This is a genomic window from Providencia huaxiensis (assembly GCF_002843235.3).
Taxonomy (GTDB): Bacteria; Pseudomonadota; Gammaproteobacteria; order Enterobacterales; family Enterobacteriaceae; genus Providencia; species Providencia huaxiensis.
This window is the reverse complement of the sequence record NZ_CP031123.2, coordinates 2,333,893-2,360,616: the sequence shown is the minus strand read 5'-3', so window position 1 is coordinate 2,360,616 and position 26,724 is coordinate 2,333,893. Positions and strand designations below refer to the sequence as shown.

Below are 26,724 nucleotides of genomic sequence, written 5' to 3'. Positions count from 1 at the left end.
ATGAATTTAGCACTATTGCAGCTTGTTATAATTAGAGTAACTTTCACTTTAATTTTTGTTTGGCGCTAGCGTATTGAATTAATCAATGAAATAATAAGTTAATGTCGTTTTCTTAACACAATATGTCTTCTTATGGTTATTCGCCCTCATCAACACTGGTTTTTTCGGTTATTTGACTGGCATGGTTCTGTACTGTCAAAAATAACATTTCGGCTTTCTCTAAATATAATGATATCCATCGTGGCTGTACTCAGTTTTCAATGGTACGAACGATTAGGTATACACTTAACGATAGCCCCTTTTAGTTTGCTAGGGATTGCTATCGCAATATTCCTAGGTTTTCGTAATAACGCATGTTATAGCCGCTTGATTGAGGCTAGGACGCTTTGGGCTTCGTTATTGATCAACCAAAGAAATATTCTAAGAAATATTAAAGGATTATTACCCAATGACCCATCAGCTCAAAAGGAATTTGCTAATTTATTGATCGCTTTTGGTTGGAGCCTTAAACATGAATTAAGAAAAACCAGCCCAGTCATTGATTTGTATAGGTTGCTACCCCGAGCTATTTTTGATGAAGTTATCCAAAGTCCGTTTCCCACTAGCCGAATATTATTGCAGATTGGCCTAAAGGTGGGGGAATTACGCGATAAAAAAGTCATCAGTGATGTGCTCTTTCAAGCCATTAATAAAGATATTAATGCGCTATCGGAGGTACTTGGTGGCTGTGAGCGGATTTCGAATACACCGATCCCATTTGCTTATACACTCATTTTGCAGCGAACAGTCTACTTATTTTGTTCATTACTTCCTTTTGCATTGGTCGTTGACTTGCATTTTATGACGCCATTTGTGTCTGTTTTTATTTCTTATACCTTCTTAGCGTGGGATGCATTAGCGGAGGAACTTGAGGATCCTTTTGGGATTGCTGCAAATGATTTACCGCTTAATGCCATTTGTAATAGTATTGAACGTAATGCATTGGATATGTTAGATATTAAACCACTTCCCCCTCAGTACCAGCCAGATAAATACTTCAACTTGTTGTAGCGTTGATCTATTCCTAATTGGAGACAGTAAAGCTCGATATTGGTGTTTTACTGTTTCACTTTTCCACTGGGTATTATTTTGTCTTTTTTGGTCATAAAAATAAGGAATTCTGTACAGATAATCTGACTAATACTATACTCCCCCTATGTATATCAAAGGGGCTTAAATATGCCACATTCCCCAAAAGAAAAAAAAGCAGTCCTTACACGGGTCAGAAAGTTGAAAGGGCAATTGCTTGCCTTGGAGTCGGCCTTGGAAGATGAAGTTGAATGTGCAGCCATTTTACAACAAATTGCTGCTATTCGCGGTGCAGTTAATGGCTTGATGGCTGGGGTATTAGAGAGTCATTTACGAGAAGGGCTTCAGGAGTCTGCGACAACACAGTTGCAAAAAGACTCTGTAGACGACGCTATCTCATTAATTCGAACATATTTGCGGTAAAAAGAAGGAATAACGATGAAATCACGTGCAGCAGTCGCATTTGGCCCTGGTGAGCCATTAAAAATTGTCGAAATTGATGTCATGCCACCAAAAGCCGGGGAAGTGTTAGTTAAGATTAGCCATACAGGTGTTTGCCATACTGACGCTTTTACATTGTCAGGTGATGATCCTGAAGGCTTATTTCCTGTGGTATTAGGACATGAAGGTGCAGGTGTTGTTGTGGAAGTCGGGGAAGGTGTTACCAGCGTTAGCGTGGGTGACCATGTCATTCCTCTTTATACGGCAGAGTGTGGAAAATGTGTTTTTTGTGAATCAGGTAAAACAAACTTATGTGTCTCTGTTAGGGAAACACAAGGTAAAGGTGTGATGCCAGATGGGACAACCCGTTTTTCTTATAATGGGCAGCCGGTTTACCATTATATGGGCTGTTCAACATTCAGCGAATATACGGTGGTTGCTGAAGTTTCTTTGGCGAAAATTAACCCTCAAGCTAATCATGAAGAAGTGTGCTTGTTAGGTTGTGGTGTGACCACGGGTATTGGTGCTGTACATAATACGGCTAAAGTACAAGAAGGCGACTCTGTTGCTGTTTTTGGGCTAGGTGGGATAGGCCTCGCAGTTATTCAAGGGGCAAGACAAGCAAAAGCTGGCCGTATTATTGCCATTGATACTAACCCGTCTAAGTTTGAATTAGCGCGTCAATTTGGTGCGACAGAATGTTTGGATCCTAATGACTTTGATAAGCCGATTCAACAAGTGTTGATTGAGAAAACCCAGTGGGGAGTTGATCATACCTTTGAATGTATTGGTAATGTTAATGTTATGCGTGCAGCACTTGAAAGTGCACATCGAGGATGGGGCCAATCAATTATTATTGGTGTCGCAGGGGCTGGGCAAGAAATCTCAACTCGCCCATTCCAATTAGTAACAGGGCGATCATGGCGTGGCACGGCATTTGGTGGTGTGAAAGGCCGTAGTCAATTACCAAAAATGGTTGAAGATGCTATGAAGGGCGATATTGAGCTGTCTCCATTTGTGACGCACACATTGCCATTAGAGAGTATTAATGACGCATTTGATTTAATGCATGAAGGTAAATCAATCCGCACCGTTATTCACTATGATTAAGGAGTCTTTGATGGAGAGAATTGAACGCCATGCGTGCTTTGGGGGCTGGCAGGATGTTTATCAACATCAATCCACCGTACTCGGCTGTGAAATGAAGTTTGCCGTCTACCTACCGCCACAAGCGAAAACAGCGCCTTGCCCAGTGATTTATTGGTTATCAGGGTTAACCTGTAATGAACAAAACTTTATCACTAAGGCGGGAGCCCAACAATTTGCGGCAGAATATGGCGTGATCTTAATTGCACCAGATACCAGCCCTCGTGGTGCTGAGGTCGCTGATGACGAGGCATATGATTTAGGGCAAGGTGCAGGTTTTTATGTGAATGCTCAGCAAGCGCCATGGCGCAATCATTACAAAATGTATGATTATATCGTATCTGAGTTACCCGCTTTAGTTGAAACGCATTTGCCTGTAACGGATAAACGCTCTATTTTTGGCCATTCAATGGGAGGGCATGGGGCTTTAATGATTGGCTTACGTAACCCAGGTCGATATTGTAGTTTATCTGCATTTTCTCCGATTGTTGCGCCAACCCAAGTTCCTTGGGGACGAAAAGCCTTTACGGCTTATTTGGGGGAAGATACGGGTAGTTGGTCCCAATATGATACAGTTGAACTGATTGAAAAATCTGAGTCTATCCCACCTATTTTAGTGGATGTAGGCACTGCGGATCCTTTTTATCAAGAGCAATTAAAACCTGAGTTATTTGCTGGTGTTTGTGACAAAAAGCAATTTGAATATCGATTGAATCTTCGTGATGGCTATGATCACAGCTACTACTTTATTAGTAGCTTTATTGGTGAGCATATTGCATTTCATGCTCGCTATTTAAACGATAATCGCTAAATATAACTAGGTGGGACCAATAATTGGTTTCACCTAACTATTTCTATAATTTTACCATAATAAGACTAAATCACTATTCGAAGCCCCCGTATGAGAGCTTGCTTATTGCTTTAATGGCACTGATTGCGACATCTTTATTTGGGTCATTACATAATTCAAGCAGCCGATTAATCGTACTATGTTGTTTTAGCCGTATATTACAATCACCTAAAGCGGATATGGCGGCTATTTTCACATCATCATTTTTTCTTTTTGTTAAATCAAGTAATGTATTGATGACTTTGCTATCCATTTATTATCCTACTTATGGGTATTAATAAATAAGCTAATTAAAACTCATTTTTTTCAAATACTAATCTCAATGTTGGGAATGCTACTAAAAGAAATGGTTTATTAATATCAAAAAACACAACTAATATGAGTGTTGGTTAATATGGAGGGGAGCTAACGGATGAACAAGTGGAAATATCACTATCTATTCATCCGTTAGCTACTAGAGAGGTGGTGAGATTCAATTAAAAGCTTTTGGTTTTAAAAAGTATTAATGAAAGATATTGATTTTAGATTAAAAATGTTCAGAGAGTTTACTTAATGCTTTTATTGCAGACACTGCAACATCTCTATTAGGGTCTTTACAGAGTTCAAGTAAGCGATTGATTGCATTTTGTTGTTCAACGGTGACTTTATAATCACCTAAGGCTGAAATAGCTGCAATTTTAACATCATCATTTCCACGATGTGTTAACTCAATTAATGTTTCAATAATGTTATTTTCCATGTAAACCCTTTGAAATACCTACACGATGCCAAGGTATTCTAAGTGAAAGTACTTGAGATTTATTTTTGAAGTTTAAGGTTTTATTAATAGATTATATAGATTTTACTCATTTTTAGGCTAATAACTATTTTATTAACTGAAGTGCACTAAGGGAGTAAAGGTTATTGATATAAAAATTAAGATTATTAAATCTATTAGTTAAATATTAAAATAGATATGACTTGATGATTTTTTAATAAGATCTAAATAACAAAGCACCTTACCTTTAAAATGGGTTAAATAAAGTGCTTATTAAGCCTAAGTTAGTGACGCAAATAAATGTGAGGCGTGTTATTTTCAGGATGTTGAGTTACACCGAGGTCAGCTTGGTACCAACGTGTTAAGTTTTCAGTCGTTAAAACATCGGTAGGGGAACCTTGGGCGACCAACTTCCCATCATGAATTAATAACACTTTATCTGCATATAATGCGGTTAGATTAAGGTCATGTAATACACAGCAAACGCCTAACGGTCGTTGACGTGTAAGTTGATGTAGTAGCCGTAAGCTATGTTGTTGGTGATATAAATCAAGCGCTGAAGTGGGTTCATCGAGAAACAAACAAGCGGGTTGAGCTGTGGGTTGCCATAATTGCGCTAATACTCGAGCCAATTGAACGCGTTGCTGTTCCCCCCCTGAAAGTTGGCGGTAGTCTCGCTGCCGTAGTGATTGGCAACTGGTTTGTGATAAGGCTTCATCGATGGCGGTGTGTTTGTGCTCTGAGCCGTAGGGGGTTCTCCCCATCGCAACGACATCTTCAACAGTAAAAGCAAATTGTAAGTGACTATGTTGTTTCATGACGGCACGTTTTCGCGCTAATGCATTATGGTCCCAGTCAACCATCGCTCGGCCCTCAATAAAACATGCGCCATGAGTTGGGGTGTTATAGCCTGTTAGCAATTTTAATAGGCTGGATTTCCCTGCGCCATTGGGACCAATAATCACCACGAATTCCCCTTGCTCAATAGATAAACTCACATTATCTATAAGCGTTTTTTCACTGATTTTATACGATAAATTTTGGGCTTCTAACAAGAACGGTTTTGTTTGCATATTTAGATCCTCCCTGCAGGCTGGCGTAAAATAAGCCATAAGAAGTAGGGGCCACCAATCAAACCTGTCAGTAAACCAACAGGAATTTCAGCAGGTGCAACCGCAGTCCTCGCGACAGTATCGGCAATGAGTAATAACCCCGCACCGACGATAGCTGAACCTGGAATGAGCCAACGATGATCAGGCCCGAGCGTCATGCGAATGAGGTGCGGAACCACGAGGCCAACAAAACCAATAACGCCGCTCATAGCAACAGCACAACCGACTAACATGGCACTGAGGAATAATAAAATAAATTTGGTTCGTTCAACATTAAGCCCAAGGTAATGTGCATCTTCATCACCTAATTGCAGAATATTGAGTTTAGCGCCCTGCATTAGACAGATAGCACAAATAGGCAGAATCACGGAAGCTGCAATGGTCAATGACGTCCAGTCAACATTACCGAGTGTGCCCATCATCCATAAGCTGAATGTTCTTAGTTGTTGGTCATTGCTGATATAGCTAAGAACGCCAATGAATGACATGCACAGTGCATTGATAGCGATGCCTGCGAGAAGTAACTTTGCGAGGTTGCCATTTGATGAGCGATTTAAGCTAAAAATAATAAAAGAAACGGCTAGGCTACCAATAAAAGCGGCAGCAACATGGCCATACCCTTGCATCACGGTAGGTAATGAAACCGAGAAAACAATAAATGCAGCAACGGATAGGGCTGCACCGCTGCTGATACCGAGTAAGCTCGGATCTGCGAGAGGATTACGAAATAACCCTTGCATAATGGCACCAGACACCGCCAAAGCAAGGCCGACTAAAATGGCAATTAACACACGAGGAAGGCGGATATTCAGCCATATCTGCCAATCCGAGTCTGTGGCAGATGCCTGCCACAGTGCTTTTAATGAAAAGTTCATTGCGCCTGCATTCGACGCGATGAGAACTAAACCACCAAGTGCGAACAATAAAACGATAATCACCAAAAATGGGTTTTTAAAGCGACTCATTGGGATTTTTCTAATGCCTCACGTAGTTGTTTCATGACTTCAGGCGTACCTAAACTGAAGGTGAGCATGCCGACATCATCAACAACCAGAAGCGCTTTATTTTTCCCCGCGGGGGTCATTGACATTCCTTGTAATTTCCACACTTTTTCTATTCCTCCTAATGATTTAACCCCTTCTTTGGTGAAAATGATTAAATCGGGTTGGCTTGATAGCAAACCTTCTTGGGATAGAGGACGATAGCTGTCGAAGCTGCTCATGGCATTTTTTGCACCGACTGCGTTAATCACGCTGTCTGCCGCTGTGTGCCGTCCTGCCGCTAAAGGCATAACACCACCGTGGCTCATAATGAACAGGACTTTTTTATCGATAGGAGTTGTATTTACTTGGCTGAGCTGTTGGTTAAATTGATTAACTAATTGCTTTCCTTGCTCTGTTTTACCGACCACGTTAGCGATGGTGGTAATTTTTTCTGGAATGGCTTCTAAACTGGGTTTCCCTGTCACCTTAATAATTTTTACGCCACTTTTTTCGATTTGCGAGAGAGCCATTGAGGGTTTGGCTAACTCACTCGCAAGTACTAAAGTCGGGCGCATTGACAGCACGCCTTCTGCGTTAAGCATACGCATATAGCCTACATCAGGGAGCTTGGTGGCTTGCTCTGGGTGAAGGCTGGTGCTGTCACGGGCGACGAGCTGTTCCTGTGCTCCGAGTTCATACACAATTTCCGTCACATCACCCCCTAAGGTGACGATACGTTCTGCTGCATAAGAACCAAAAGAGATAAACAGCGTTGATAAGATTAGAAGCCATTGTTTCATAATAAGTTACCTATTTTAAATGCGGGGTAATGCGGTGACTTGTTGGCGCCATTGCTCTTGCTCTGGAGTCCCTTCCGTACGCTGCCCATACATTTGTGCGATTTGATTTCCTTGGTTATCGAAGACTTCAAGGCTAGTTACATGGCCATCTTGTGTTGGTTTACGTGTAACCCAGCATTCGGCAATCCCATTTTCAATCATGTGCAAGGTGAAATCAGGGTTGAAAATATTTAGCCACTTTAAGTCTGAACCTTCACTTTGATATGGCATGATTTTTTTGATTTCACCAGTAAAAATTTGCACACATCCGCGGTTGCCCACAAAAATCATAATTTCATTTTGATCTTTGAACGCCGTGTTAATCAGCTGATTGAAGGAATCATTAGGCACTTTCCACGCTAAATCATCGCTAACCGCAGCGAAAACTTGCTGGCGGCTGAGGTTGTTTTTCTTGAGCAGAACAAAGAACTGGTGAACGTCCGTCATGTTGCGCCACTCTTGCTCTAACTGTTGTTTCAGTTCTTCGCTGACGGGCTGATTAGTAAATGCAGCCGCAGGTTCGTGGGTTAACTCGGCATTGTCTGGCGTAGCGTATTTTTCAATCAGTGCTTGCCATGCCGCCATGTCCGTTTCATCGGTGGTGTAAACTTTATGTAGTGCATCACCTTGTTTATCAAAGAATTGGACACTATGACGTTCACCGTGCTTGCTGTCTTCTGTCAAAGCAAAGATAGCGTCCCAATGGCTGAAAAACATCCGTAAATCAAGGGCACGAGGGTTTAAAATCAAACCGCCATGGGGGCTAAATGTCGCATTGTCATAACGGCCAACTTGCTCATGAACCACGTACTCGTTACGGGTAATCGCTTTCACTTTTCCAACAGTGGCTAATTCTGTCAATAAAGTGGGGGCATCGACGTTTAAACGAACCGCTTTGTCGTGGCCAACACGACTATGCAGCAGCTGAGCTTCAGATACATTTAAATAAGCGGCGAGATCGCGAGCGTATTTGGCTTTGTTATCTGTTTTTGCTTGTTGGTAACGCTCGTAAAGTGCTGAATTCACGTTTATCTCCTTAATATTGTGTGAATTACCATTGGAAGCTGACAAGCAGCTTGGCATTACGTCCATCTTGAGGAATGCCTTGTGATGAGTAATATTCTTTATCAAAAGCATTGCCTAACACGACACTGGTTCCTAACCCTTTGAGTTGCCCGTCACCTTGGTAGCTGACGTAGAAGTCATGCACGGCATAGCCCGCTTGTTGTTCTGCTTTAGAGGCTTTATTGAATTCAGTATGGCGCGTAAATTCCCCTAACCAGCCCACGGAAAAACCGCTGTCTGAGATAGGCACGGCCAGATTACTGGTGACAGAATCAGGTTTAATTGATGTTATTGATTTTCCATTAGATTCATCTTTTCCTTCAGTATGGTTATAAGCCAAACTCCAGTTGAAATAGTCTGTTTTATAATCCATCGAGGCATCCCATCCCCAAATTTTGGCGCGTTTAGTATTGATTGATGTGGTGTAGTTATTTTTAGGATTTCTAAAATCAGGTGTTGTCACGTAAGTATTGATATAGTCTTTGGCTTTGGTATCAAAATAACTGGCTTTAAATTGCAGGTTATCGCGATCCGTCAATAAGTCATCGAAACGCAGACCAAAACCATATTCTGCAGTACGGGTTGATTCAGGTTTCAGATTAGGGTTTGGCTTCCATCTATTAACGATTGGCCCCATTTGGAAATGGACCTCGTCGTTATACATTTCCATCATAGAAGGGGCTCGGAAGGCTTCTGAATATGACGCAAATAGCATTGACCACTCTGTTGGTGTAATGCTAACGGCACCTTTAGATGACCATTTACCTTTTTTCACATCTTCATTGCCATCCGATGTGGCTTTATAATGGTCATAGCGCGTACCGACAATAAAGGAAACAGGTAAATCTTTTAGGCTAATTTCATCTTGTAAAAAGCCGGATGCAAAGGTGATGTCCGCATCGGGGAATTGGGTTGTGTTGGCATAAGGGGTCTGTTTTTGCTGATAAGCTTCACTGCCATACGTTAAGTTGTGGGCAGCGAGAGGGAAATCATAGAAATTGGTTTTGTTATCAACCTTCATCCCATAAGTTTTCTGTGTCCGGCCCTCGTAAGGAGTGCCTTGGCCTTTAGCCGTAATATTGACCTCAGAATAATAGGGCGTTACTGTCAGGTTAAGCCAATCTTGCGAAGACGGTTTTAAGTTGTAAGTAGCTTGCGCATCACGTTGGCGGGTGGTGCGGTTCACTTTTAAGTTTTTACTGGCACTGGTGATTTGTTGTGGGTTTTTCGGCTCATAGGCATCGTTGTTATAGTAGCGCATTTGGCCTGATAATTTTTGTGCATCATCGATTTGCCATGTACCTTTCGCGAGCAGGTTACCGATGGTTTCTTTGTTTTTCATGTCATCGCCATTACTCATGCGGACATTACCGGTTTCTTTTGTCACAAAGCTGAATAACCCATCAAGGTTATCACTACGACCAAATGCGGTACCGCCGAAACCGAAGCTATGATCGCCGGTAGCAGCTTCGGTAAAGACACGGAAACCGTGGTCTTGGCCTTCACGCAACAAGTCTTTGGCATCAACAGTTTCCCAAGCAATCACACCTCCCATAGCACCACTGCCATAGAGCAGAGCAGAAGGGCCACGGATGATTTCAACTTGCTTAATCAGAGCCGGGTCAATAAACGTGCCGTTGACATGGCCTGTATCTGTGCCTTGGCGTACACCGTCCACAAGGGTCAAAATCCCTTTACGATCGAAGCCGCGCATATAGATATCTTGCCCATTCGTTCGACTGGTTCCCGTGACACCAATCCCTGGTACTTTGCGTAAAATATCATTGACCGTATTGGCCGTTTGCGTTTCAGGTGAATCGTTTTTAATCACAGTAACCATCATCGGGGCTTCAAAACTGTCTCGTTCGCTACCTGTCGCATAAACGGTCATCACATCATGATGGTTTTTTTTGGGTGTTGGCTCTGTCGTTTGTGCTTGAGCACTTGCTATCACGCCTAAGATGGCGCTGGTCAGGACTGACATTCGCAAAACAGGGGACATAATTGTGATACTCCATATAGTTTTTATCTGTATTAAGCAGAGTGAATTCGTATTAATTGATGACGATGCGTTGGTCTGGAGGACCTGAATTCGGTATGACACAGGAAAAATTGCATGTAAGTAGTGTCTGAACATAGCAAGAGGAGTAAACACATAATGAAAGTATAAAGCTGAGGTAATAGCAGACTACTGGTTTGTGTTCAGCAGGACTATTTAGGGTTTTGCACATGAAAGCGACCGCTGTGCGATAGTAAAGTATCGAGTGGCTATCCTTGCTAATTCGATATTTAGCGGTACAAATGTGGAATACAGACGTCAGTTTAAACTCCATAAGAAACCTTTTCCTATGTTTAGATTAAGCTGGCTGCCTGGATAACTGCTCTAGGTGGCTTGCGAATTAAGTTTTGGTGCGACTTACTTTGGGTATGGCTTACTTAGTTAAGATCAATTTACCGGTACGTGTTTGTCTCAATTGATAAAGCTCGCCATTATGTTGAATTGAGACCTTACCGGCAGGGCCCAATAATTGTTGGCTTTCTATCACGTCAGTTTTTACGGTGTGTTTTGCCGTTTCGACGGTATTTTCTGCAACTGGGGCTGTCATATTATTTACCATACTAAGTTTGTTGATAATCGAAATGATATTGAGAATGATTATCTTTAGAATGATTGCTAATATCAAGCAATTTTCACAATCAAACAACAAAAGAGCCACAAAAAACTAAGTTAGTACGAAAAAACAGCATTAATCTAGTGGAACCCCACTGACAAGGCTATAATTGAATTTCTCCATTCATTGCATGGGTGAATAAAATGAAAATATTACTTTTAGGTGCGACAGGCCTTGTGGGCAGCCATGTTTTATCATTGGCTCTGGCAGACTCTCGTGTGACTCAGGTGATAGCGCCAACACGACATGCATTAGCAGAACATGAGAAATTACAAGCACCTATTGTTGATTTTAATCATTTGCCTGACGAGGCTGCATTATGGGAAGTCGATGCTGTGATTTGTGCGCTGGGCTCAACCCTCAAAGCGGCGGGCTCGAAGGCGGCATTTCGCCAAGTAGACTACACCTATCCTTTAACCTGTGCGCAGCTGGCCAAAAAATGGCGTTGCCCAACATTTGTATTGACTTCTGCGTTGGGGGCAAATGCGAAGTCACCATTTTTCTATAGCCGAGTCAAAGGGCAGCTTGAACAAGATTTAATGTCACTGGGTTTTGATTCTTTAACTTTGGTTCGGCCGAATGTGATTGGTGGTGAGCGTGAACATACGCGTTTGGGGGAAGTTGTTGTGATACGAATTATTTCTTTTCTATCATCTGTATTGCCTGCCAGTTGCCAAGTTAGCCCTGCAACACATATTGCGAAGGCATTATTTGAATCCGCAGTGAGCCCCACTAAAGGGGTTCATGTTATTTCATCTAAACAGCTTATATAACACTGGGTAGTTCATTTTTCTTTTGAGTGTTATAGGGAATAGATAAAAATATTCATTTTTTGATGAAGGTAACGTTTTGTAATAAAACTGTAATAAAAATGTAACAATTAGGTGTTTTTACTTATTGTTGCCACTAAATTATTGTCATATTTTTGCCTGCTTGTACTTTTAGCCGGGGTTGAATATGTCAATATTTAAAGAACAACCAGATATACCAGTAATAATGTCGAAATCTGAAATCGACGCTAAATATAAATACTGGCGATTACACTTAATGATTGTCAGTTATATTGGCTATGCCGTTTTTTATTTCACACGCAAAAGCTTCAATTTTGTTATGCCTGAAATGCTAACTGATTTAGGTATTACAAAGGCCGATATAGGGATGGTTGGAACCGCATTTTACCTGACTTATGGGGCATCTAAATTCCTTTCTGGCATCATTGGTGACCGTTCAAATCCACGTTATTTTATGGGGATTGGCTTGATAGCGACAGGGGTTGTAAACATCCTGTTCGGGCTAACCTCCTCAATCAGTATGTTTATCGTGTTGTGGATGGTAAATGCATTTTTCCAAGGTTGGGGTTGGCCGCCTTGTGCAAAAATACTTAATACATGGTATTCACGTAATGAACGTGGGCTCTGGTGGGCCATTTGGAATACATCACATAATATTGGTGGCGCGATAATTCCAATTCTATCGGGCGGTGTCGCATTAGCCCTTGGTTGGCGCTATGGGATGATCATACCGGGAATTATTGCCATTGTGATTGGTATTGGATTATGTATTTTATTACGTGATAGGCCTCGGACAATGGGCTTGCCGACGGTTGGTGAATGGCGAAATGACCTTGAAGAATTAAAATATGAAGCCAAAGGGGCGGGTTTACCTTTAGGCAAAATATTGAACGAATATATCTTTAAAAATAAAGTGTTATGGGTTCTTGCTATATCATATGCAGTGATTTACATCGTCAGAACAGGGATAAATGACTGGGCAAACCTGTATTTAATTGAAGAGCACGGTTTTAATTTATTGTCGGCCAATGCTGTCGTCATGATGTTTGAAATTGGCGGTTTCTTTGGTGCAATTGTTGCAGGATGGGGCTCCGATTTAATCTTTAAAGGAAACCGTGCGCAAATGAATGTTATTTATGCGCTCGGAATTATTATCACGTCATTCTGTTTATGGATTGTTCCTGTTGATAACGAATATGTATTTTCTTTCTTATTCTTTATGACAGGGTTCTTCATTTTTGGTCCTCAATTCTTGATTGCGATGGCAGCCGCTGAAAACTCGCATAAAAATGCCGCAGGAGCATCAACAGGGTTTGTTAGCTTGTTTGCGTATATAGGGGCATCAATCGCGGGGTATCCATTGTCAATCGTCATTGAAAAATACCAATGGAATGGCTTCTATTCCTTGCTATTAGTCTTATCCATTTTCTTAATTTTAATGTTAATTATTGCAATGATAATGACGAAGAAAAAAGTCAGTGTAGAAGGCTAGTACAGCGTGATTTATGAATGACAGAGCCCACAAATGTGGGCTTTTTACTTTCGAAGGTTACCCCTGAATCTGCGCTAATGAACCGTATAAATCATAAAGCCTCTCATATTCATCTTGCTGATAAAATCGAATTTTATCCCAGCAAAATTGCTTAGCGACTTCTACAGTAAACCGCATGGCATCGATTAACTCGCTTTCATAACTTGCGCCTGTTTCACTGCCGGGAACAATCGATTTAGCCGTAATGGCAAGGCCAACAACAGGTGCCTGTGTTGCAATATGCGGTTGCATTATAGAATTAAAGTGATAAACACCGTTATCATAAGGAGAAATGTCTTGTGTGGTGATAGGAAACGTCTTTGCCATATCTCCTGTTGCATACTCCAGTAAGCGTACTAAATCAGGTGCGACGCGTAAAATATAGCCTTGCTTAGCCGTGGGAGAAATAGCAATTCCTCGCTGCTTAATGATGCTGTTTCCCTTTGATGTATCGATGGATAAAATAGCATCCATCTGTTTATCGACTTCATATTGGTTCATGGTATTGGATGAAACTGGCATTCCCATAAAATCGACAGGGTCATGAGGCGTAATCGAAACATGCGTGGCGATATGAGAGCTAATTATTACGTCCCCTTTGAGGGTTTGCCCCTTTGCTGCCATATCCAACAACTTCATCGCGCTGGCAAAAGCGACAATTGACCCATCTGCATCAGAAACTATCCCAATACGACTCGGCTGTGCCTGCTGTGCACCTAAACGACCGATAATGCCTAAAGTCGGGTAAGCGCCTCCACGGTGTTTGCCCTCAGAGCCTGGGATCAATACTTTTATAAAATGGCATAACTTACTCGTATCCTCTGGGGATTCATAAGGAATAGAAATAACAGTGATGATGGCATCACTTGAGCCAACAGAATGAAGTAGCGCTGCCATTTTTTCGCCATCAACATCAGGGGTGTCTAATAAGTCATAAACTTGGCTTAGGTAATTCAAAGACATTATTGCACTCCTTTAATCATATTTAATTTGAATGGCTTGTTGGTAGCAATTTCTTCAATCTTATTAGGTCCCCGTAACCATAAGGCATTTTGCTCACCTAAAATGGTGCCATGGTCGTTTTCAATAAATAATGCAGTACCTTCATACAGTGCGATCAACTCTTCCATGGGGTTAATCGTTAAAAACTCATTTAACCGCTCTTCACGGCTTTCTCCATTATGGCCAATCGGTTTACCAGAAATAAAATGCGGATTAATTTGAAATGGGCAAATATTCAGTGCATTAAATGTAGGGGGTTGGATAATTGGCATATCATTGGTGGTGCGAATACTCGGTGTTGCAACATTACTGCCTGCACTCCATCCCATATAGGGAATGCTTTCGTATTTAACTCGTTGTGAAATCAGCTCTACTATGTTTGCATCATATAGGCGTTTTAATAAAGCAAAGGTATTTCCGCCACCAATAGCAATCGCTTGTGCTTGTTTAACTGCCGCAACAGGGTCGCTAAAGTGATGAATTGATGTTAACTCATAACCTAAAGCATTAAATACTGGTTTCACAATCGCTTCAAAATCATCAAAACTGAATGTAACTGCAGCATAAGGAATAAATAAAATACTTTGTTTTTTGTGTTGTAATAAACGATGGATTTGTTCGTCCGCATGTTGTAAATAATTCATATTCCCCATACGTGAGCTGCTCATTAATAACGCATTAGTCATTGCTATATTCCTTTTTGATTTCTTTTATTGAGTTAATTAATAAATCAATCTCTTTTTCACTATTAAAATAATGAAGTGATAAGCGAGCCATTTTTTCTATTTGATAGAACTCTAATATCGCGGTTGCCATAAAGTGACCTGATTCAATAATGATATTTTTAGCTTCTAATTTTTGCATTAATAAGTCAGAGGGAATTCCGTTAATATTAAATGGAATTATTCCTATTCTCTGGTGGCTATTATTAGGGCCATAAATTTCGACACCAAAAAGTTGAGATAATTGCTGCATTGCATATTGAGTAAGTGTTTGGTTACGTTCCTCAATTTGCTCAATACCGATATTTACTGCATAGTCTAAAGCCGAATCTAAACTAATAATAGCCGGAATATTTGGGCAACCCGCTTCAAAACGTTTTGCCGTTTGAGGCAGAATAATGTTCCCTGTTTGTGGGTCAATTGAGCTATTCCACCAACCGACCAGTGTGGGGGATAATGATGGGACCAGTGGTTCACGAACAAAGAGAATGCCACTGCCTTCTATAGCTCTCAACCCTTTTCGGCCACATGATGACATAAAGTCACATTGCCATTTTTGAACATTAACGTTATACATTCCAATGGCTTGTGAAGCACTAATATGGCTAAGTACACCATGCTTTCTGGCTATCTCACAAATAGCCTGCACAGGTTGAATTACCCCAGTTATGTTAGATAGCGCAACGAAACTGATGAGCTTTGTCTTAGAGGTTATCGCTTGCTCGATAGATTCAGGTGAAAGGACACCATAGCTATCCGCACTCACCTTAATAATTTTTATTCCTTTTTCATGCGCTAACAGTTGCCAAATTGCAATATTGCTGAGCATCTCAGTATCAGGGATTATCACTTCATCGCCAGCTTTCCAAGAAACACCTCTAGCAATCAAACTGATAGATTCTGTACCATTTTTGGTAAATGCAATTTCACTGGGCTTTGCTCCGATAAATGCGGCCAACTTTTTTCGACAAATTTCAACTTGCTCATAAGTTTGCTTGCGGAAGCTCGGTAAATAAATCCCTTGCTCTGCGGTTTTATCAAGATAGCGCTTTACTGCGTCTATTACTGGTTTTGGTGGTGGTGCCGCGGCTCCCGTATCAAAATAAGCGTAATGTTGTGAAACTAGCGTGTCTTTTTGCACTTGCGACCAGATATTCGTCATTATTATTTCCTATAAAATTATTTAGCCCAGAAGGAAAGTAGCTTCGCTTTGAGGGTTGGCAGGAAAGCTTTAGCCGTGGAGTAAAGAGCATCGCCGGCAATAAGCCCACCAGCGAAAGTTGAAATTTTATCGGAACTGATATTGAAGAAACGCTCAATGATAATTCGAACTGCGAGTGCGGTAAGAACAGTCCAACCTGCAATAGGATAGTTAATCATTAAGCCAGTTGAGAAGAGTACGCCAATCTGATTTTTAGCACCGCCAATCAACTGAATGATGGCTCCCGGTATGGCCCACAATAGCAACATCATCGCCACATTTGAGGAGCTTCCTGCTTGGATAGTAGCAGCATAAAGCCTTGATGCAGGAACGATTTTGTCTTGTTCGAAATAAAAATCGTAGGTAAGCGCAACCACCACCAAGGCGCAGAAAAAACCGATAATAGCGGCAAAATATTGTTGTTTTCTTCCATAATGTTCTGCAGATTGGTTTTTACCATAACCGCGGATCATAAACCCCGTTTTTAGGTCAAAACCCATATCGGCAAAAGCAGGGCCTGTCGCGGCACAAAAACCGACTAAAACAGCTAATGCTTCAGGAGGGAACCCCAGTAAAATGCCAATCATCAATGAGATAAGAGCTGCTGCAGTTGCAGGAAACCAGCCAGAATGCATTGCAGCCATACCCACAATCATCTCTTGGATTAAAGCGGCTAAGGTCGCAAAAATGAGGAATCCAATAAGTTGCAGCAATGTCATAGTGGCAAATATTTGGCTAATAAATGTGAGTGCTAACGCGGTTAAAAAGTAGAAAATTGCCCCTTTGATTAAGGTTGACTTGATACGTTTGCTACTTTGGCGTAATTCATCACTCTCCTCGTTTTGTTGCTGACTATCTTTCTTGTTGCGAAATACAATGGCTCCGATTTGGATTAAGGCGACGATACCTGCACCAATCATCACACCATGTGGGACATAGTTTTCATATAAATTATAAGTAATTAGCCCTGACTCAGAAAAACCACGAATAAGTAGTCCAACAGCAAACATGAATAACGCGAAAATACTGCCAATCAACGCGATCCCTGCGGATGCCATTGGGATACCAAAACCTGCACCGATGGCTCCAGCAGCAAAGCCTGTCAGCAATGCGCCAAGACGCTTTCCACCTTTATTTCCTGCCCATAAAGTTTCTGCGGTGGCAACACCAGCAGGCCAAGAAGCACTGGCAGGATAGGCGCGGGTATTAAACAAACCATATAAAATCGTGCCATCAATGATAATCGCAACGAAAGCCCCAGCCATCATCGGATAAATTAATTCAGGCATACCCAACACCCAAGGTACACCGATGGCAACCATTAACCCATTTGCTGCAGCAAAGGTTGCTGCAGAGATGCTGGTTTGAATTAAATTTTGTGCATCTATAAATTTAAATGATGCGAAAATAGAAAGCGGGACACGAGACAATAAAATGGCGAGAACAGCTCCGATAATTGATGTGTTTGCGGAGATGCCTAGTGTGACAATAATCTGAATGCCAATAATAGCACCAACAAAAGATAATATAATTATTGCGATGAGTAGTGCCGGAGAAAAAATAGATACACGTACCTCAGTATCATTTTTATCATGAGATATATTCATAGAGTTACCTATTTTATTTTAATAATTAATAACTGCTTTTTATTTTATTAATTTCACCATAGGTTTAAAATATGGCAGATAATTTACTGGCTGTGGATTTTAATAATGGGTAATACTCGGTTAAATTTTTACTTTGGCTTGATGCTGCAATGCATAACGAGCCTAATACTCCTTTTTCAAAAGAAAATATAGGAACGGATAACCCTTGTGTTCCTGCTAAATAAGCTTCTTTTGAATATGCATATCCTTCTTCAGCATAGAGACTTAATTGCTTTCTTAATAAGGTGTTATTTTGCAAATTATGTTTAGAAATATATTCATCAATATAAGAAATATCCATTGAGCTTAAAATTATTTGTGTAAATGGGGCTTCATGTAAGCTCAACGCTTCTCCTTCTTTAGATGTAAAGCGGATAAGATGGTCACTTTCTAAAATGAAATTACAAATAGCGATATCATTGTAACGGCGATAAATAAATATGGTTTCATGTGTTTTATCAGCGAGAGGGCGTAGGTAGTCACTCGCTAATTGTGAAAAATGGCGTGTGTTATTGGCTAAATGACCGATTTCAATACACCGCAAGCCTAATAAATATTCTTTATTCTTATTTTTTTGTAAGAAACCTTGCTCTTCTAAAATATTAAAACCCCGCTGTATGACGGAAGGGCTCTTATCAAGATGACGAGCTAACTCACGCACTCCCCATATGGGCTTGTTGATTGAAAAGCAATCTAACAAGGTTAATACGAATCCAGCAGATTGTAGTCGGTTATTCATAGCTTCCCCTGTTTATAATCAATTGACTTAGCACTATTGTTATATTTTTGTTCCTGATGCAGGAACAGTGTGCCGCTTTGTAATACAAACATATTTAGATGAAACAATATGCAAAGTAAATGATTTGTTGCATCCGTGTTAAGTTGGTCACTAAAACAGTTCTTATTATTTATCTTTTTTTCTTGGTTTTGCTGTAATTATTTGAAATTAATCTATTTTTTTTGGTTTTTAGCTGTTCCTGTTAGCGAAACAATGGAAAGGACGCAAATAGATAAATAAGTTATTGGTGAGAACAGGAGAATTTGTTTAGCTTGAATGATCTTTTCCTGATGCGGTTCATTTTATGTGAGAAATAGGCTATTTTATAATTTTGTGTAAACGTTTACACTAAGTCGAGATTGATCACAGAATCTTATCCCAACTCGTTGTTATACTCCGTAGCAATGACACGTTGGAAGACAGAATGTAATTTAGGCTGTATTGGGGGAAAAGAGATGCAACAGGTTGAAATACTCGTTACAGGCGGGCTTGGATATATCGGTAGTCATACTTGTGTTCAATTAATAAAGGCTGGGCTATCGCCAGTTATTATTGATAATTTGTGTAATGCAAAGCGAGAAGTGCTTAATCGTCTTGAGGCATTAACCGGTGTACGTCCGGTGTTTTATCAATGTGATGTCCGCAACGAGCAACAACTAGCATCTGTTTTTTCTTCTCATCAATTTCATTCAGTTATTCATTTTGCAGGGCTAAAAGCGGTTGGAGAATCAGTAGAAAACCCCCTTAAATACTATGATGTTAATTTTAATGGAACATTGGTATTAATGCGCTGTATGCAAAAAGCGAACGTGAAAAGTTTGATTTTTAGTTCGTCAGCCACGGTATATGGCGAACCCAGTTGTTTACCTATCACTGAAACGTTTCCAACGGGTAATACACAAAGCCCTTACGGCACGAGTAAATACATGGTTGAGCGTTGTTTATCTGATGTATTTCACTCAGACCCGTCATGGTCATTAACATTATTACGCTACTTTAACCCTGTTGGTGCCCATCCATCGGGTTTGATGGGAGAAGACCCGCAAGGGATCCCAAATAACTTAACGCCTTATATTACCCAAGTTGCGGTGGGAAAAAGAGAAAAACTGGTGATTTATGGAAACGATTACCCTACGGTAGATGGAACGGGGGTTCGTGATTACATTCATGTCATGGATTTAGCAGATGGCCATGTTGCCGCCCTGCAAGGGGTTGGAAATCAAGCTGGATTACATTGCTACAATCTAGGCACGGGTAACGGCACCAGTGTTTTGCAAATGTTACATGCATTTGAAAAAGCAGTTGGAAAAGCCATCCCTTATGTGATTGAACCCCGTCGTGCTGGGGATATCGCAGAATACTGGTCCACACCGGAAAAAGCGTACCGCGAACTCGGATGGCAAGCGGAGCGAACCTTAGAGGATATGGCGGCTGACAGCTGGCGTTGGCAATCAAAAAATCCCAATGGTTATGAGGTTTAGGAGATAAATAATATGAATACAATGCCATTTAACCCTTCTGATTGCCCTCATCGTCGCTATAACCCATTAACGGGGCAGTGGGTGCTGGTGTCTCCTCATCGAGCAAAACGGCCGTGGAGTGGTAAAGATGAAAAGCCATCAATAGAGAATTTACCTCAATATGATGAGCATTGCTTCCTTTGCCCTGGTAATACACGGGTTTCTGGGGAAGTGAATCCTAACTACCAAGGGACTTATGTCTTCCAAAATGACCATGGTGCGTTATTAGCACAACCCTGCGCCCAACCTGATAACTCATCTGAGTTATTTCAATCACAATCGGTGAGTGGCGTTAGCCGGGTGATCTGTTTTTCACCTGACCACAGTAAAACACTGCCAGAGCTGTCTGTATCTGAAATTGAAGGCGTTGTCGAAACATGGCAGCAACAAATCGCTGAGTTAAGTGAGCATTATGCTTGGGTTCAGGTTTTTGAAAATAAAGGGGAAATAATGGGGTGCTCTCAACCTCATCCTCATGGACAAATTTGGGCGAGTGATTTTTTACCAAATGAAATTGCACGCAAGGACCATTTTCTTGCGCAATATTATCAACGCCATGGCCGTAATTTATTGATTGATTACATTAAAGCTGAACAACAAGATGGCTCACGGATTGTTGTCGAAACTGAAGAGTGGATTGCACTTGTCCCTTATTGGGCGGCTTGGCCATTTGAAACCATGCTATTACCGAAACGACATATTCGCCGTATGGATGAAATGAGTGAAGCCATTCGCGCAGACCTTGCTGTTGCGCTAAAAAAACTCACAAGTCGTTACGATAATCTATTTCACTGTTCTTTCCCATATTCAATGGGATGGCACTTTGCGCCTTTTATGAATGAAAGCCAAGGCATTGAACATTGGCAATTACATGCCTTGTTTTATCCACCATTATTGCGCTCAGCGACAGTAAAAAAATTCATGGTGGGGTATGAAATGTTAGCGGAAACCCAGCGAGACCTCACACCAGAACAAGCTGCACAACGTTTGCGTGATGTGAGTGACTGCCATTATAAGCAAAGCTAAACCGCTAAATAATTTATCAAATTACAATTAACTTAGCTGTTTGCTGGGTTAAGCAAATTATGCATTAAGGATAATTAAAAATGGAAACGTTAAAGCAAATTGTTGCCACGTCGTTTGAAAAAACCTTTGGCTATCAACCTGAAGTTTATGTTCAAGCCCCAGGGCGCGTGAATATTATCGGTGAACATACGGACTACAATGATGGTTTTGTTTTACCTTGTGCCATTGACTACCAAACGATGACCGCAGCGTCAAAACGTGATGATCGTATAATCCGAGTCGTTGCGGCTGACTACCATAATGAGTGCGATGAATTCAGTTTGGATAGCGAAATTGCATTTTTGCCTGAAAAAATGTGGGCAAACTATATTCGCGGTGTCGTGAAGTTTCTGTTACAACGCGGGTTTTCATTTAACGGTTGCGATATTGCTGTGAGTGGAAATGTACCACAGGGGGCTGGTTTAAGTTCTTCTGCCTCACTCGAAGTCGTGATTGGGCAAACACTGAAAACATTGTATCAATTAGATATTAGTCAACAAGATATCGCACTTAATGGCCAACAAGCTGAGAACCAATTTGTCGGTTGTAACTGCGGCATTATGGACCAACTTATTTCAGCGTGTGGTGATGAAGGCCATGCTCTATTGATTGATTGCCGCAGTTTGGCACTATTTCCTATTTCCATACCTGATGACTTAGTTGTGATGATAATTAATTCAAATAAACAACGCGGCTTGGTTGGAAGTGAATACAATACGCGTCGCCAACAATGCGAAGAAGCCGCTAATTTGTTTGGGGTGAAAGCGTTACGCGATGTCACTTTTGATGAGTTTTTGCAGAAGCAACATCAATTATCCCCTATCGTTGCCAAGCGAGCTAAACACGTGATCAGTGAAAACGAACGTACTTTAGCGGCAGCAAAAGCATTGACACAGAATGACTTATTGCAGCTAAGCGAGCTAATGGCGCAATCACATATTTCTATGCGTGATGATTTTGAAATTACAGTTCAAGAAATTGATACTTTAGTGGATATCGTTAAGTCCGTTTTAGGTGCTCAAGGTGGGGTGCGAATGACAGGCGGAGGCTTTGGTGGTTGTGTGGTGGCATTAATGCAGCAACAATGTGTGCAGCCTGTGATTGACGCAGTAGAAGCGCAATATCAGAAAGCGACAGGTTTGCAAGCCGATATTTATGTTTGCCAACCAAGTTCAGGCGCGAGTGTAGTGCGTTAAAACTAAACTAATATATTGAAAAAGTTGAGATAAAATGCCGTTTACTCAAGAGAAAGACCCGACATTAGGTACGCCCAAAGTCATCGCGTTGACCAATAAAAATGGAATGGAAATTACCCTGACAAGTCTAGGGGCAAGTTGGATGAGTTGCATTTTGCCGCTAGCGAGTGGAAAACGGGATGTCGTTTTAGGCTCACCGAATGTGGATAAACACACAGAGCAGGACGTGTACTTGGGCGCAACAGTAGGGCGTGTGGCTAACCGTATCGCAAATGCACGTTTTTCCATTCACGGTGAAAATTATTCAGTATCAGCCAATCAAGGAGCGCATTGCTTACATGGTGGGAAAGATAATTTTAGTTATCGGATTTGGGCGGTTTCGCAACTGAGTGCTCAACAGGTTATTTTTTCACTCACCTCACCGGATGGTGACCAAGGTTTCCCCGGGGAATTAAAGGTTGAGGTGAGTTATGAATTAACGGATGAAAATCAAGTGATTATCCGTTATAAACACCAAACCACGAAGGCCTGTCCTGTAAACTTAACCAACCACACTTACTTTAATTTGGCGGGGGAAGGTAGCGAAAAAACGGTGTTAGATCACGCTCTTACTATACACGGCGATTATTATTTACCTACAGATAAAGCAGGGATCCCGAGTGGAGATTGGCGTGATGTTACGGGGAGTTATTTTGATTTTCGCCAAAGCAAACTCATTGGTCGTGATTTTCTACAAGATAGTGACCAAGTTGCGGCTGGGGGCTATGACCACACTTTTGTGCTTGATTCAGCCTGTATCGATGGGCGCAAATCAGTGGCATCGTTGAGTGCTCCTGAGGGAGACGTAAAGATGAATATTTTTACAACGATGCCCACCATGCAGCTTTATACAGGGAATTATTTAGTTTCAGTGCCAGGTAAAACCAAATTGTATACGCCTTTTTCCGGTGTGGCATTTGAAACGCAGTTTCCACCCGATGCCGTTAATCACCCTGAATGGGGAGAGCGATACAGCCCAATTTCACAGCCTAATCAAATTTATTGCAGTGAAACCTGTTATCAATTTATTTTCTAAATCTATATATCATTAACACCGCATTTAAGCGGTGTTTTCTTTTTTGCACCATAAACCCATTATTTTAATTTAAATAATTTTAATATGCGTTATGCCATTGTTTTTAATTCTAGCGCATTGTTTAATAAGCCATCCTAATTGTAGAGGTATACGATGGCGACAATCAAAGATGTGGCAAAAGAAGCAGGTGTTTCGGTTGCAACTGTTTCTCGAGTGATTAACCAATCACCGAAGGCGAGTCAAGCTTCTATTGTCTCAGTAAAGAGTGCAATGAATAAGCTGGGTTATCGCCCCAATGCCGCTGCTCGTGCTCTTGTGAACCAAAGTTCAAATACCATTGGGGTGTTAGTTAACGATGTTTCCGACCCTTTTTTTGGCGTTATGGTCAAAGCCGTTGATGGCGTAGCGCATAAAAACGGTAAACATATTCTGATTTGTAATGGTTACCACAATGCCAAGGAAGAGCGCCAATCTATTGAGCTGTTGATCAACAACCGCTGTGATGCTCTGGTGATCCACTCGAAAGCCCTTGATGATGCGGAACTGCTGCAATATGCGAAAGAAGTCCCAAGTATGGTACTAATAAACCGCCATATTGATGAAATTGCAAACCGTTGTATTTCATTAAATAACTATAAGGGAGCCTATTTAGCGACAGAACATCTCATTCGACATGGACATACTAAAATTGCGTACATTTCTTCAAATCACCAAATTGAGGATGCCGTGCAGCGTTTACAGGGTTATCGAGATGCGTTAAAAAATAATGGCATTCAACTGTCTGATAGTTATATTGAATATGGTACGCCTTATGGAGAAGGCGGGGAGCAAGCGATGACTAACTTGCTGATAAAATCACTCGAAATCACAGCGGTCGTGGGTTACAACGACTTTATGGCTGCGGGAGCCATCGCGGTATTAGATGAAAATGAAATTCACTCACCAGAACAGGTCTCAGTCATTGGTTTTGATGATGTGTTGATTGCCCGCTATATCCATCCACGCTTGACAACTATTCGTTATCCTATCCAAATGATGGCAGAAAAAGCCACTCAACTAGCGCTCTCTTTAGCAAGAGGGGAAAAAACGACAGGTGAAAGTTTGATTTATTCTCCGACATTGGTTCAACGTAATTCAGTTAGGCCTTTGCACGCCTAATTATTTTATAGTCCATAGAATGACGAAAAAAATGTAAACGTTTTCATTTGTATTTGATGAACTTCACGAATTTATTATAAAACAGGTTTGTTCTCGCCACTTCCTCTCTACTTCTCGGTGATTTTTTGTATTGATTCCGGCTATTTAGCTTACTAAGTTAATATTTTAGATGATATTGTGAAAATATGTGATTCATTTAACGGTGATATTTTGTGGTAACGTTTACACTTGCTTTGTTATCACTTGGCGAAGGAATTTGACTATGCAAACTGAAGGGGTTGGGTTAAGCACATTAGATTACGGAATATTCATTCTGTATGTGCTTGTCATTATTAGTGTTGGTCTTTGGGTTTCTCGAGATAAAAAAGGGCAAAAGAAAGGTACAAAAGACTATTTTCTAGCAGGAAAAACATTACCTTGGTGGGCAATTGGTTCTTCATTGATTGCGGCAAATATCTCAGCAGAGCAGTTTATTGGTATGTCGGGCTCTGGCTTTTCAATAGGTTTGGCTATCGCGTCCTATGAATGGATGGCAGCACTAACACTGATTATTGTCGCAAAATACTTTATGCCAGTGTTTATTGATAAAGGCATTTTTACTATTCCAGAGTTTGTTGAAAAACGTTTCAATAAAACGTTAAAAACGATCTTAGCCGTGTTCTGGCTGGCATTATTTATCTTTGTTAATTTAACTTCAGTTCTTTATTTAGGGTCGTTAGCACTACAAACAATCCTAGGTATCCCAATGCATTATGCTATTTTCGGCTTAGCATTATTTGCAGTGATTTACTCTCTTTATGGCGGGCTGTCTGCGGTTGCGTGGACGGATGTTGTACAAGTTTTCTTCTTAATTTTAGGCGGCTTTTTAACCACAATAATGGCGGTAAGCTATATTGGCGGTGATGCGGGGTTATTCGCAGGTATGAGCCGTATGGCAAGTGAAGCACCCGCGCATTTTGAAATGATTTTAAGCCAAGACAACCCACAGTTTAGTAATTTACCCGGTATTGCAGTGTTAATTGGTGGTTTATGGGTTGCCAATTTATATTACTGGGGCTTTAACCAATATATTATTCAACGCGCATTAGCCGCTAAGTCTATTAATGAAGCGCAAAAAGGCTTGGTTTTTGCCGCATTTCTTAAACTCATTGTCCCAATCCTTGTTGTCGTACCGGGTATTGCGGCATTTGTGATTGTTTCTGACCCTGCATTACTGGCGGGATTAGGAACGATGGCACAAGAACATATACCAACACTGGCCCAAGCGGACAAAGCTTACCCATGGTTAACTCAGTTCTTACCAGTAGGCGCTAAAGGGGTCGTGTTTGCGGCATTAGCTGCGGCTATCGTCTCTTCTTTAGCTTCCATGTTGAACTCAGTGGCAACTATTTTCACCATGGATATCTACAAAGAATACATTGCTCCATCAACCGCGGATCATAAATTAGTGAATGTCGGGCGGATTAGTGCAGTCGTTGCGTTAATCGTTGCATGCTTTATCGCCCCATTACTGGGTAACATTGGACAAGCTTTCCAATATATTCAGGAATATACGGGGTTAGTTAGCCCAGGTATCTTAGCCGTATTCTTATTAGGTTTGTTTTGGAAGAAAACTAATGCGAAAGGGGCGATCATCGGTGTGCTGCTCTCAATTCCGTTTGCATTATTCTTAAAACTGATGCCGTTAGGTATGCCATTCCTAGACCAAATGATGTACACCTTCTTCTTTACTGCGGTTGTGATTGGCTTAATTAGCCTGACAACGGCAAAAGACGATGACTGTGAGGGTGCAATTATCCTAACGTCCGAAACGTTTAAAACGTCGAAAGGTTTCAATATTGCGTCATACGCAATTATGGTTATCTTGTGTGTTTTATATGCACTGTTCTGGTAACGAAATACATCGAACAAGCTGATAAGTAAAATGATAGCATAAGGCGGGAAAGGTAATTCCCGCCTTATTTTTTTGCGTTTGTTAAGCGCAATAATGGCTTATCATAAACACTGAAATCAGACTAGCTATCTATTGCCCCGAACCCCACGAGAAAAAGCTATCTCACCTATAATTCAATTTTATCTATGAGAAAGCTTTCAGAGCAGTAAAAA

The 26,724-nt window shown here is 41.0% G+C and carries 25 protein-coding genes; 12 read left to right on the top strand and 13 right to left on the bottom strand.

The features are described from left to right. Positions 1 to 132: 132 nt before the first annotated feature. The 4 genes from CYG50_RS12600 (at position 133) to fghA (ending at position 3,466) form a co-directional block, all read left to right on the top strand. Positions 133 to 1,050 carry a bestrophin family protein gene (locus CYG50_RS12600; RefSeq protein ID WP_102137453.1) on the top strand — a complete coding sequence of 306 codons (918 nt, stop codon included), beginning with the start codon at positions 133 to 135 and terminating at the stop codon, positions 1,048 to 1,050. Positions 1,051 to 1,218: 168 nt separating this feature from the next. Then, on the top strand, positions 1,219 to 1,491 hold the full coding sequence (gene frmR, locus CYG50_RS12595; protein ID WP_004261729.1) for a formaldehyde-responsive transcriptional repressor FrmR: 273 nt from the start codon (positions 1,219 to 1,221) through the stop codon (positions 1,489 to 1,491). A gap of 15 nt (positions 1,492 to 1,506) precedes the next feature. Then, a complete protein-coding gene (locus tag CYG50_RS12590) occupies positions 1,507 to 2,619 on the top strand; it encodes an S-(hydroxymethyl)glutathione dehydrogenase/class III alcohol dehydrogenase (protein WP_102137454.1) in 1,113 nt (370 codons plus the stop codon). A 10-nt stretch (positions 2,620 to 2,629) separates the two neighbouring features. Then, positions 2,630 to 3,466, top strand: coding sequence for an S-formylglutathione hydrolase (gene fghA / locus CYG50_RS12585; RefSeq protein WP_102137455.1), 837 nt, complete (start codon positions 2,630 to 2,632; stop codon positions 3,464 to 3,466). 73 nt (positions 3,467 to 3,539) lie between these two features. On the opposite strand, the gene CYG50_RS12580 is transcribed toward fghA, so the two are convergent. The 8 genes from CYG50_RS12580 to hemP form a co-directional block, all read right to left on the bottom strand. After that, complete coding sequence (locus CYG50_RS12580; RefSeq protein WP_102137456.1) at positions 3,540 to 3,758, bottom strand: HEAT repeat domain-containing protein; 219 nt, start codon at positions 3,756 to 3,758, stop codon at positions 3,540 to 3,542. A gap of 273 nt (positions 3,759 to 4,031) precedes the next feature. Further along, complete coding sequence (locus CYG50_RS12575; protein ID WP_102137457.1) at positions 4,032 to 4,244, bottom strand: HEAT repeat domain-containing protein; 213 nt, start codon at positions 4,242 to 4,244, stop codon at positions 4,032 to 4,034. 302 nt (positions 4,245 to 4,546) lie between these two features. Then, positions 4,547 to 5,335, bottom strand: a complete 789-nt coding sequence (locus CYG50_RS12570; protein ID WP_232368237.1) for a heme ABC transporter ATP-binding protein — start codon at positions 5,333 to 5,335, stop codon at positions 4,547 to 4,549. Between the two features lie 2 nt (positions 5,336 to 5,337). Further along, a complete protein-coding gene (locus CYG50_RS12565; protein WP_102137459.1) occupies positions 5,338 to 6,339 on the bottom strand; it encodes a FecCD family ABC transporter permease in 1,002 nt (333 codons plus the stop codon). After that, the gene (locus CYG50_RS12560) at positions 6,336 to 7,157 is read right to left on the bottom strand and encodes a heme/hemin ABC transporter substrate-binding protein (protein WP_102137460.1); all 822 of its coding nucleotides are present in this window, start codon (positions 7,155 to 7,157) and stop codon (positions 6,336 to 6,338) included. Before CYG50_RS12560 ends, CYG50_RS12565 begins: the two co-directional genes overlap by 4 nt. Before the next feature lie 15 nt (positions 7,158 to 7,172). Beyond that, complete coding sequence (locus tag CYG50_RS12555) at positions 7,173 to 8,222, bottom strand: hemin-degrading factor (RefSeq protein ID WP_102137461.1); 1,050 nt, start codon at positions 8,220 to 8,222, stop codon at positions 7,173 to 7,175. A 25-nt stretch (positions 8,223 to 8,247) separates the two neighbouring features. Further along, positions 8,248 to 10,263, bottom strand: coding sequence for a TonB-dependent hemoglobin/transferrin/lactoferrin family receptor (locus CYG50_RS12550; RefSeq protein ID WP_102137462.1), 2,016 nt, complete (start codon positions 10,261 to 10,263; stop codon positions 8,248 to 8,250). A 430-nt stretch (positions 10,264 to 10,693) separates the two neighbouring features. Next, entirely contained in the window at positions 10,694 to 10,867 is a 174-nt protein-coding gene (gene hemP / locus CYG50_RS23135) for a hemin uptake protein HemP (protein ID WP_229597470.1), read from the bottom strand. A gap of 209 nt (positions 10,868 to 11,076) precedes the next feature. On the opposite strand from hemP, the gene CYG50_RS12540 reads away from it, so the two are divergent. Both CYG50_RS12540 and uhpC read left to right on the top strand, forming a co-directional pair. Then, positions 11,077 to 11,706 (top strand): NAD(P)H-binding protein, encoded by a 630-nt coding sequence (locus tag CYG50_RS12540; RefSeq protein WP_102137463.1) that lies wholly within the window; start codon positions 11,077 to 11,079, stop codon positions 11,704 to 11,706. Between the two features lie 184 nt (positions 11,707 to 11,890). Continuing rightward, on the top strand, positions 11,891 to 13,216 hold the full coding sequence (gene uhpC, locus CYG50_RS12535; RefSeq protein ID WP_102137464.1) for an MFS transporter family glucose-6-phosphate receptor UhpC: 1,326 nt from the start codon (positions 11,891 to 11,893) through the stop codon (positions 13,214 to 13,216). A gap of 57 nt (positions 13,217 to 13,273) precedes the next feature. On the opposite strand, the gene CYG50_RS12530 is transcribed toward uhpC, so the two are convergent. The 5 genes from CYG50_RS12530 to CYG50_RS12510 all read right to left on the bottom strand — a co-directional run bounded on the left by CYG50_RS12530 (position 13,274) and on the right by CYG50_RS12510 (position 18,565). After that, positions 13,274 to 14,218, bottom strand: coding sequence for a DUF1177 domain-containing protein (locus tag CYG50_RS12530; RefSeq protein ID WP_102137465.1), 945 nt, complete (start codon positions 14,216 to 14,218; stop codon positions 13,274 to 13,276). After that, positions 14,218 to 14,943 (bottom strand): dipeptidase PepE, encoded by a 726-nt coding sequence (gene pepE, locus CYG50_RS12525; RefSeq protein WP_102137466.1) that lies wholly within the window; start codon positions 14,941 to 14,943, stop codon positions 14,218 to 14,220. The genes CYG50_RS12530 and pepE overlap by 1 nt, the downstream gene beginning before the upstream one ends. Beyond that, positions 14,936 to 16,141, bottom strand: coding sequence for an aminotransferase class V-fold PLP-dependent enzyme (locus CYG50_RS12520; RefSeq protein WP_102137467.1), 1,206 nt, complete (start codon positions 16,139 to 16,141; stop codon positions 14,936 to 14,938). The genes pepE and CYG50_RS12520 overlap by 8 nt, the downstream gene beginning before the upstream one ends. A 17-nt stretch (positions 16,142 to 16,158) precedes the next feature. Then, the gene (locus tag CYG50_RS12515) at positions 16,159 to 17,787 is read right to left on the bottom strand and encodes an OPT/YSL family transporter (protein WP_102137468.1); all 1,629 of its coding nucleotides are present in this window, start codon (positions 17,785 to 17,787) and stop codon (positions 16,159 to 16,161) included. Positions 17,788 to 17,851: 64 nt separating this feature from the next. Beyond that, a complete protein-coding gene (locus CYG50_RS12510) occupies positions 17,852 to 18,565 on the bottom strand; it encodes an IclR family transcriptional regulator (protein ID WP_102137469.1) in 714 nt (237 codons plus the stop codon). A 494-nt stretch (positions 18,566 to 19,059) separates the two neighbouring features. On the opposite strand from CYG50_RS12510, the gene galE reads away from it, so the two are divergent. The 6 genes from galE (at position 19,060) to CYG50_RS12480 (ending at position 26,512) form a co-directional block, all read left to right on the top strand. After that, the gene (gene galE / locus CYG50_RS12505; RefSeq protein ID WP_102137470.1) at positions 19,060 to 20,085 is read left to right on the top strand and encodes a UDP-glucose 4-epimerase GalE; all 1,026 of its coding nucleotides are present in this window, start codon (positions 19,060 to 19,062) and stop codon (positions 20,083 to 20,085) included. Positions 20,086 to 20,097: 12 nt separating this feature from the next. Next, positions 20,098 to 21,150, top strand: a complete 1,053-nt coding sequence (locus tag CYG50_RS12500) for a UDP-glucose--hexose-1-phosphate uridylyltransferase (protein WP_102137471.1) — start codon at positions 20,098 to 20,100, stop codon at positions 21,148 to 21,150. Between the two features lie 80 nt (positions 21,151 to 21,230). After that, positions 21,231 to 22,385 carry a galactokinase gene (gene galK / locus CYG50_RS12495; RefSeq protein WP_102137472.1) on the top strand — a complete coding sequence of 385 codons (1,155 nt, stop codon included), beginning with the start codon at positions 21,231 to 21,233 and terminating at the stop codon, positions 22,383 to 22,385. A 34-nt stretch (positions 22,386 to 22,419) separates the two neighbouring features. Next, on the top strand, positions 22,420 to 23,460 hold the full coding sequence (gene galM / locus CYG50_RS12490; RefSeq protein ID WP_102137473.1) for a galactose-1-epimerase: 1,041 nt from the start codon (positions 22,420 to 22,422) through the stop codon (positions 23,458 to 23,460). A 153-nt stretch (positions 23,461 to 23,613) separates the two neighbouring features. Next, a complete protein-coding gene (locus tag CYG50_RS12485) occupies positions 23,614 to 24,618 on the top strand; it encodes a substrate-binding domain-containing protein (RefSeq protein ID WP_102137474.1) in 1,005 nt (334 codons plus the stop codon). A gap of 262 nt (positions 24,619 to 24,880) precedes the next feature. After that, a complete protein-coding gene (locus tag CYG50_RS12480) occupies positions 24,881 to 26,512 on the top strand; it encodes a sodium/sugar symporter (protein WP_102137475.1) in 1,632 nt (543 codons plus the stop codon). Positions 26,513 to 26,724: the final 212 nt, after the last annotated feature.

Coding starts and splice junctions, on each gene's coding strand:
- CYG50_RS12600 (WP_102137453.1), top strand. CDS start 133: ATGGTTATTCGCCCTCATCAACACTGGTTTTTTCGGTTATTTGACTGG.
- frmR (WP_004261729.1), top strand. CDS start 1,219: ATGCCACATTCCCCAAAAGAAAAAAAAGCAGTCCTTACACGGGTCAGA.
- CYG50_RS12590 (WP_102137454.1), top strand. CDS start 1,507: ATGAAATCACGTGCAGCAGTCGCATTTGGCCCTGGTGAGCCATTAAAA.
- fghA (WP_102137455.1), top strand. CDS start 2,630: ATGGAGAGAATTGAACGCCATGCGTGCTTTGGGGGCTGGCAGGATGTT.
- CYG50_RS12580 (WP_102137456.1), bottom strand. CDS start 3,758: ATGGATAGCAAAGTCATCAATACATTACTTGATTTAACAAAAAGAAAA.
- CYG50_RS12575 (WP_102137457.1), bottom strand. CDS start 4,244: ATGGAAAATAACATTATTGAAACATTAATTGAGTTAACACATCGTGGA.
- CYG50_RS12570 (WP_232368237.1), bottom strand. CDS start 5,335: ATGCAAACAAAACCGTTCTTGTTAGAAGCCCAAAATTTATCGTATAAA.
- CYG50_RS12565 (WP_102137459.1), bottom strand. CDS start 6,339: ATGAGTCGCTTTAAAAACCCATTTTTGGTGATTATCGTTTTATTGTTC.
- CYG50_RS12560 (WP_102137460.1), bottom strand. CDS start 7,157: ATGAAACAATGGCTTCTAATCTTATCAACGCTGTTTATCTCTTTTGGT.
- CYG50_RS12550 (WP_102137462.1), bottom strand. CDS start 10,263: ATGTCCCCTGTTTTGCGAATGTCAGTCCTGACCAGCGCCATCTTAGGC.
- hemP (WP_229597470.1), bottom strand. CDS start 10,867: ATGACAGCCCCAGTTGCAGAAAATACCGTCGAAACGGCAAAACACACC.
- CYG50_RS12540 (WP_102137463.1), top strand. CDS start 11,077: ATGAAAATATTACTTTTAGGTGCGACAGGCCTTGTGGGCAGCCATGTT.
- uhpC (WP_102137464.1), top strand. CDS start 11,891: ATGTCAATATTTAAAGAACAACCAGATATACCAGTAATAATGTCGAAA.
- CYG50_RS12530 (WP_102137465.1), bottom strand. CDS start 14,218: ATGTCTTTGAATTACCTAAGCCAAGTTTATGACTTATTAGACACCCCT.
- pepE (WP_102137466.1), bottom strand. CDS start 14,943: ATGACTAATGCGTTATTAATGAGCAGCTCACGTATGGGGAATATGAAT.
- CYG50_RS12520 (WP_102137467.1), bottom strand. CDS start 16,141: ATGACGAATATCTGGTCGCAAGTGCAAAAAGACACGCTAGTTTCACAA.
- CYG50_RS12515 (WP_102137468.1), bottom strand. CDS start 17,787: ATGAATATATCTCATGATAAAAATGATACTGAGGTACGTGTATCTATT.
- CYG50_RS12510 (WP_102137469.1), bottom strand. CDS start 18,565: ATGAATAACCGACTACAATCTGCTGGATTCGTATTAACCTTGTTAGAT.
- galE (WP_102137470.1), top strand. CDS start 19,060: ATGCAACAGGTTGAAATACTCGTTACAGGCGGGCTTGGATATATCGGT.
- CYG50_RS12500 (WP_102137471.1), top strand. CDS start 20,098: ATGAATACAATGCCATTTAACCCTTCTGATTGCCCTCATCGTCGCTAT.
- galK (WP_102137472.1), top strand. CDS start 21,231: ATGGAAACGTTAAAGCAAATTGTTGCCACGTCGTTTGAAAAAACCTTT.
- galM (WP_102137473.1), top strand. CDS start 22,420: ATGCCGTTTACTCAAGAGAAAGACCCGACATTAGGTACGCCCAAAGTC.
- CYG50_RS12485 (WP_102137474.1), top strand. CDS start 23,614: ATGGCGACAATCAAAGATGTGGCAAAAGAAGCAGGTGTTTCGGTTGCA.
- CYG50_RS12480 (WP_102137475.1), top strand. CDS start 24,881: ATGCAAACTGAAGGGGTTGGGTTAAGCACATTAGATTACGGAATATTC.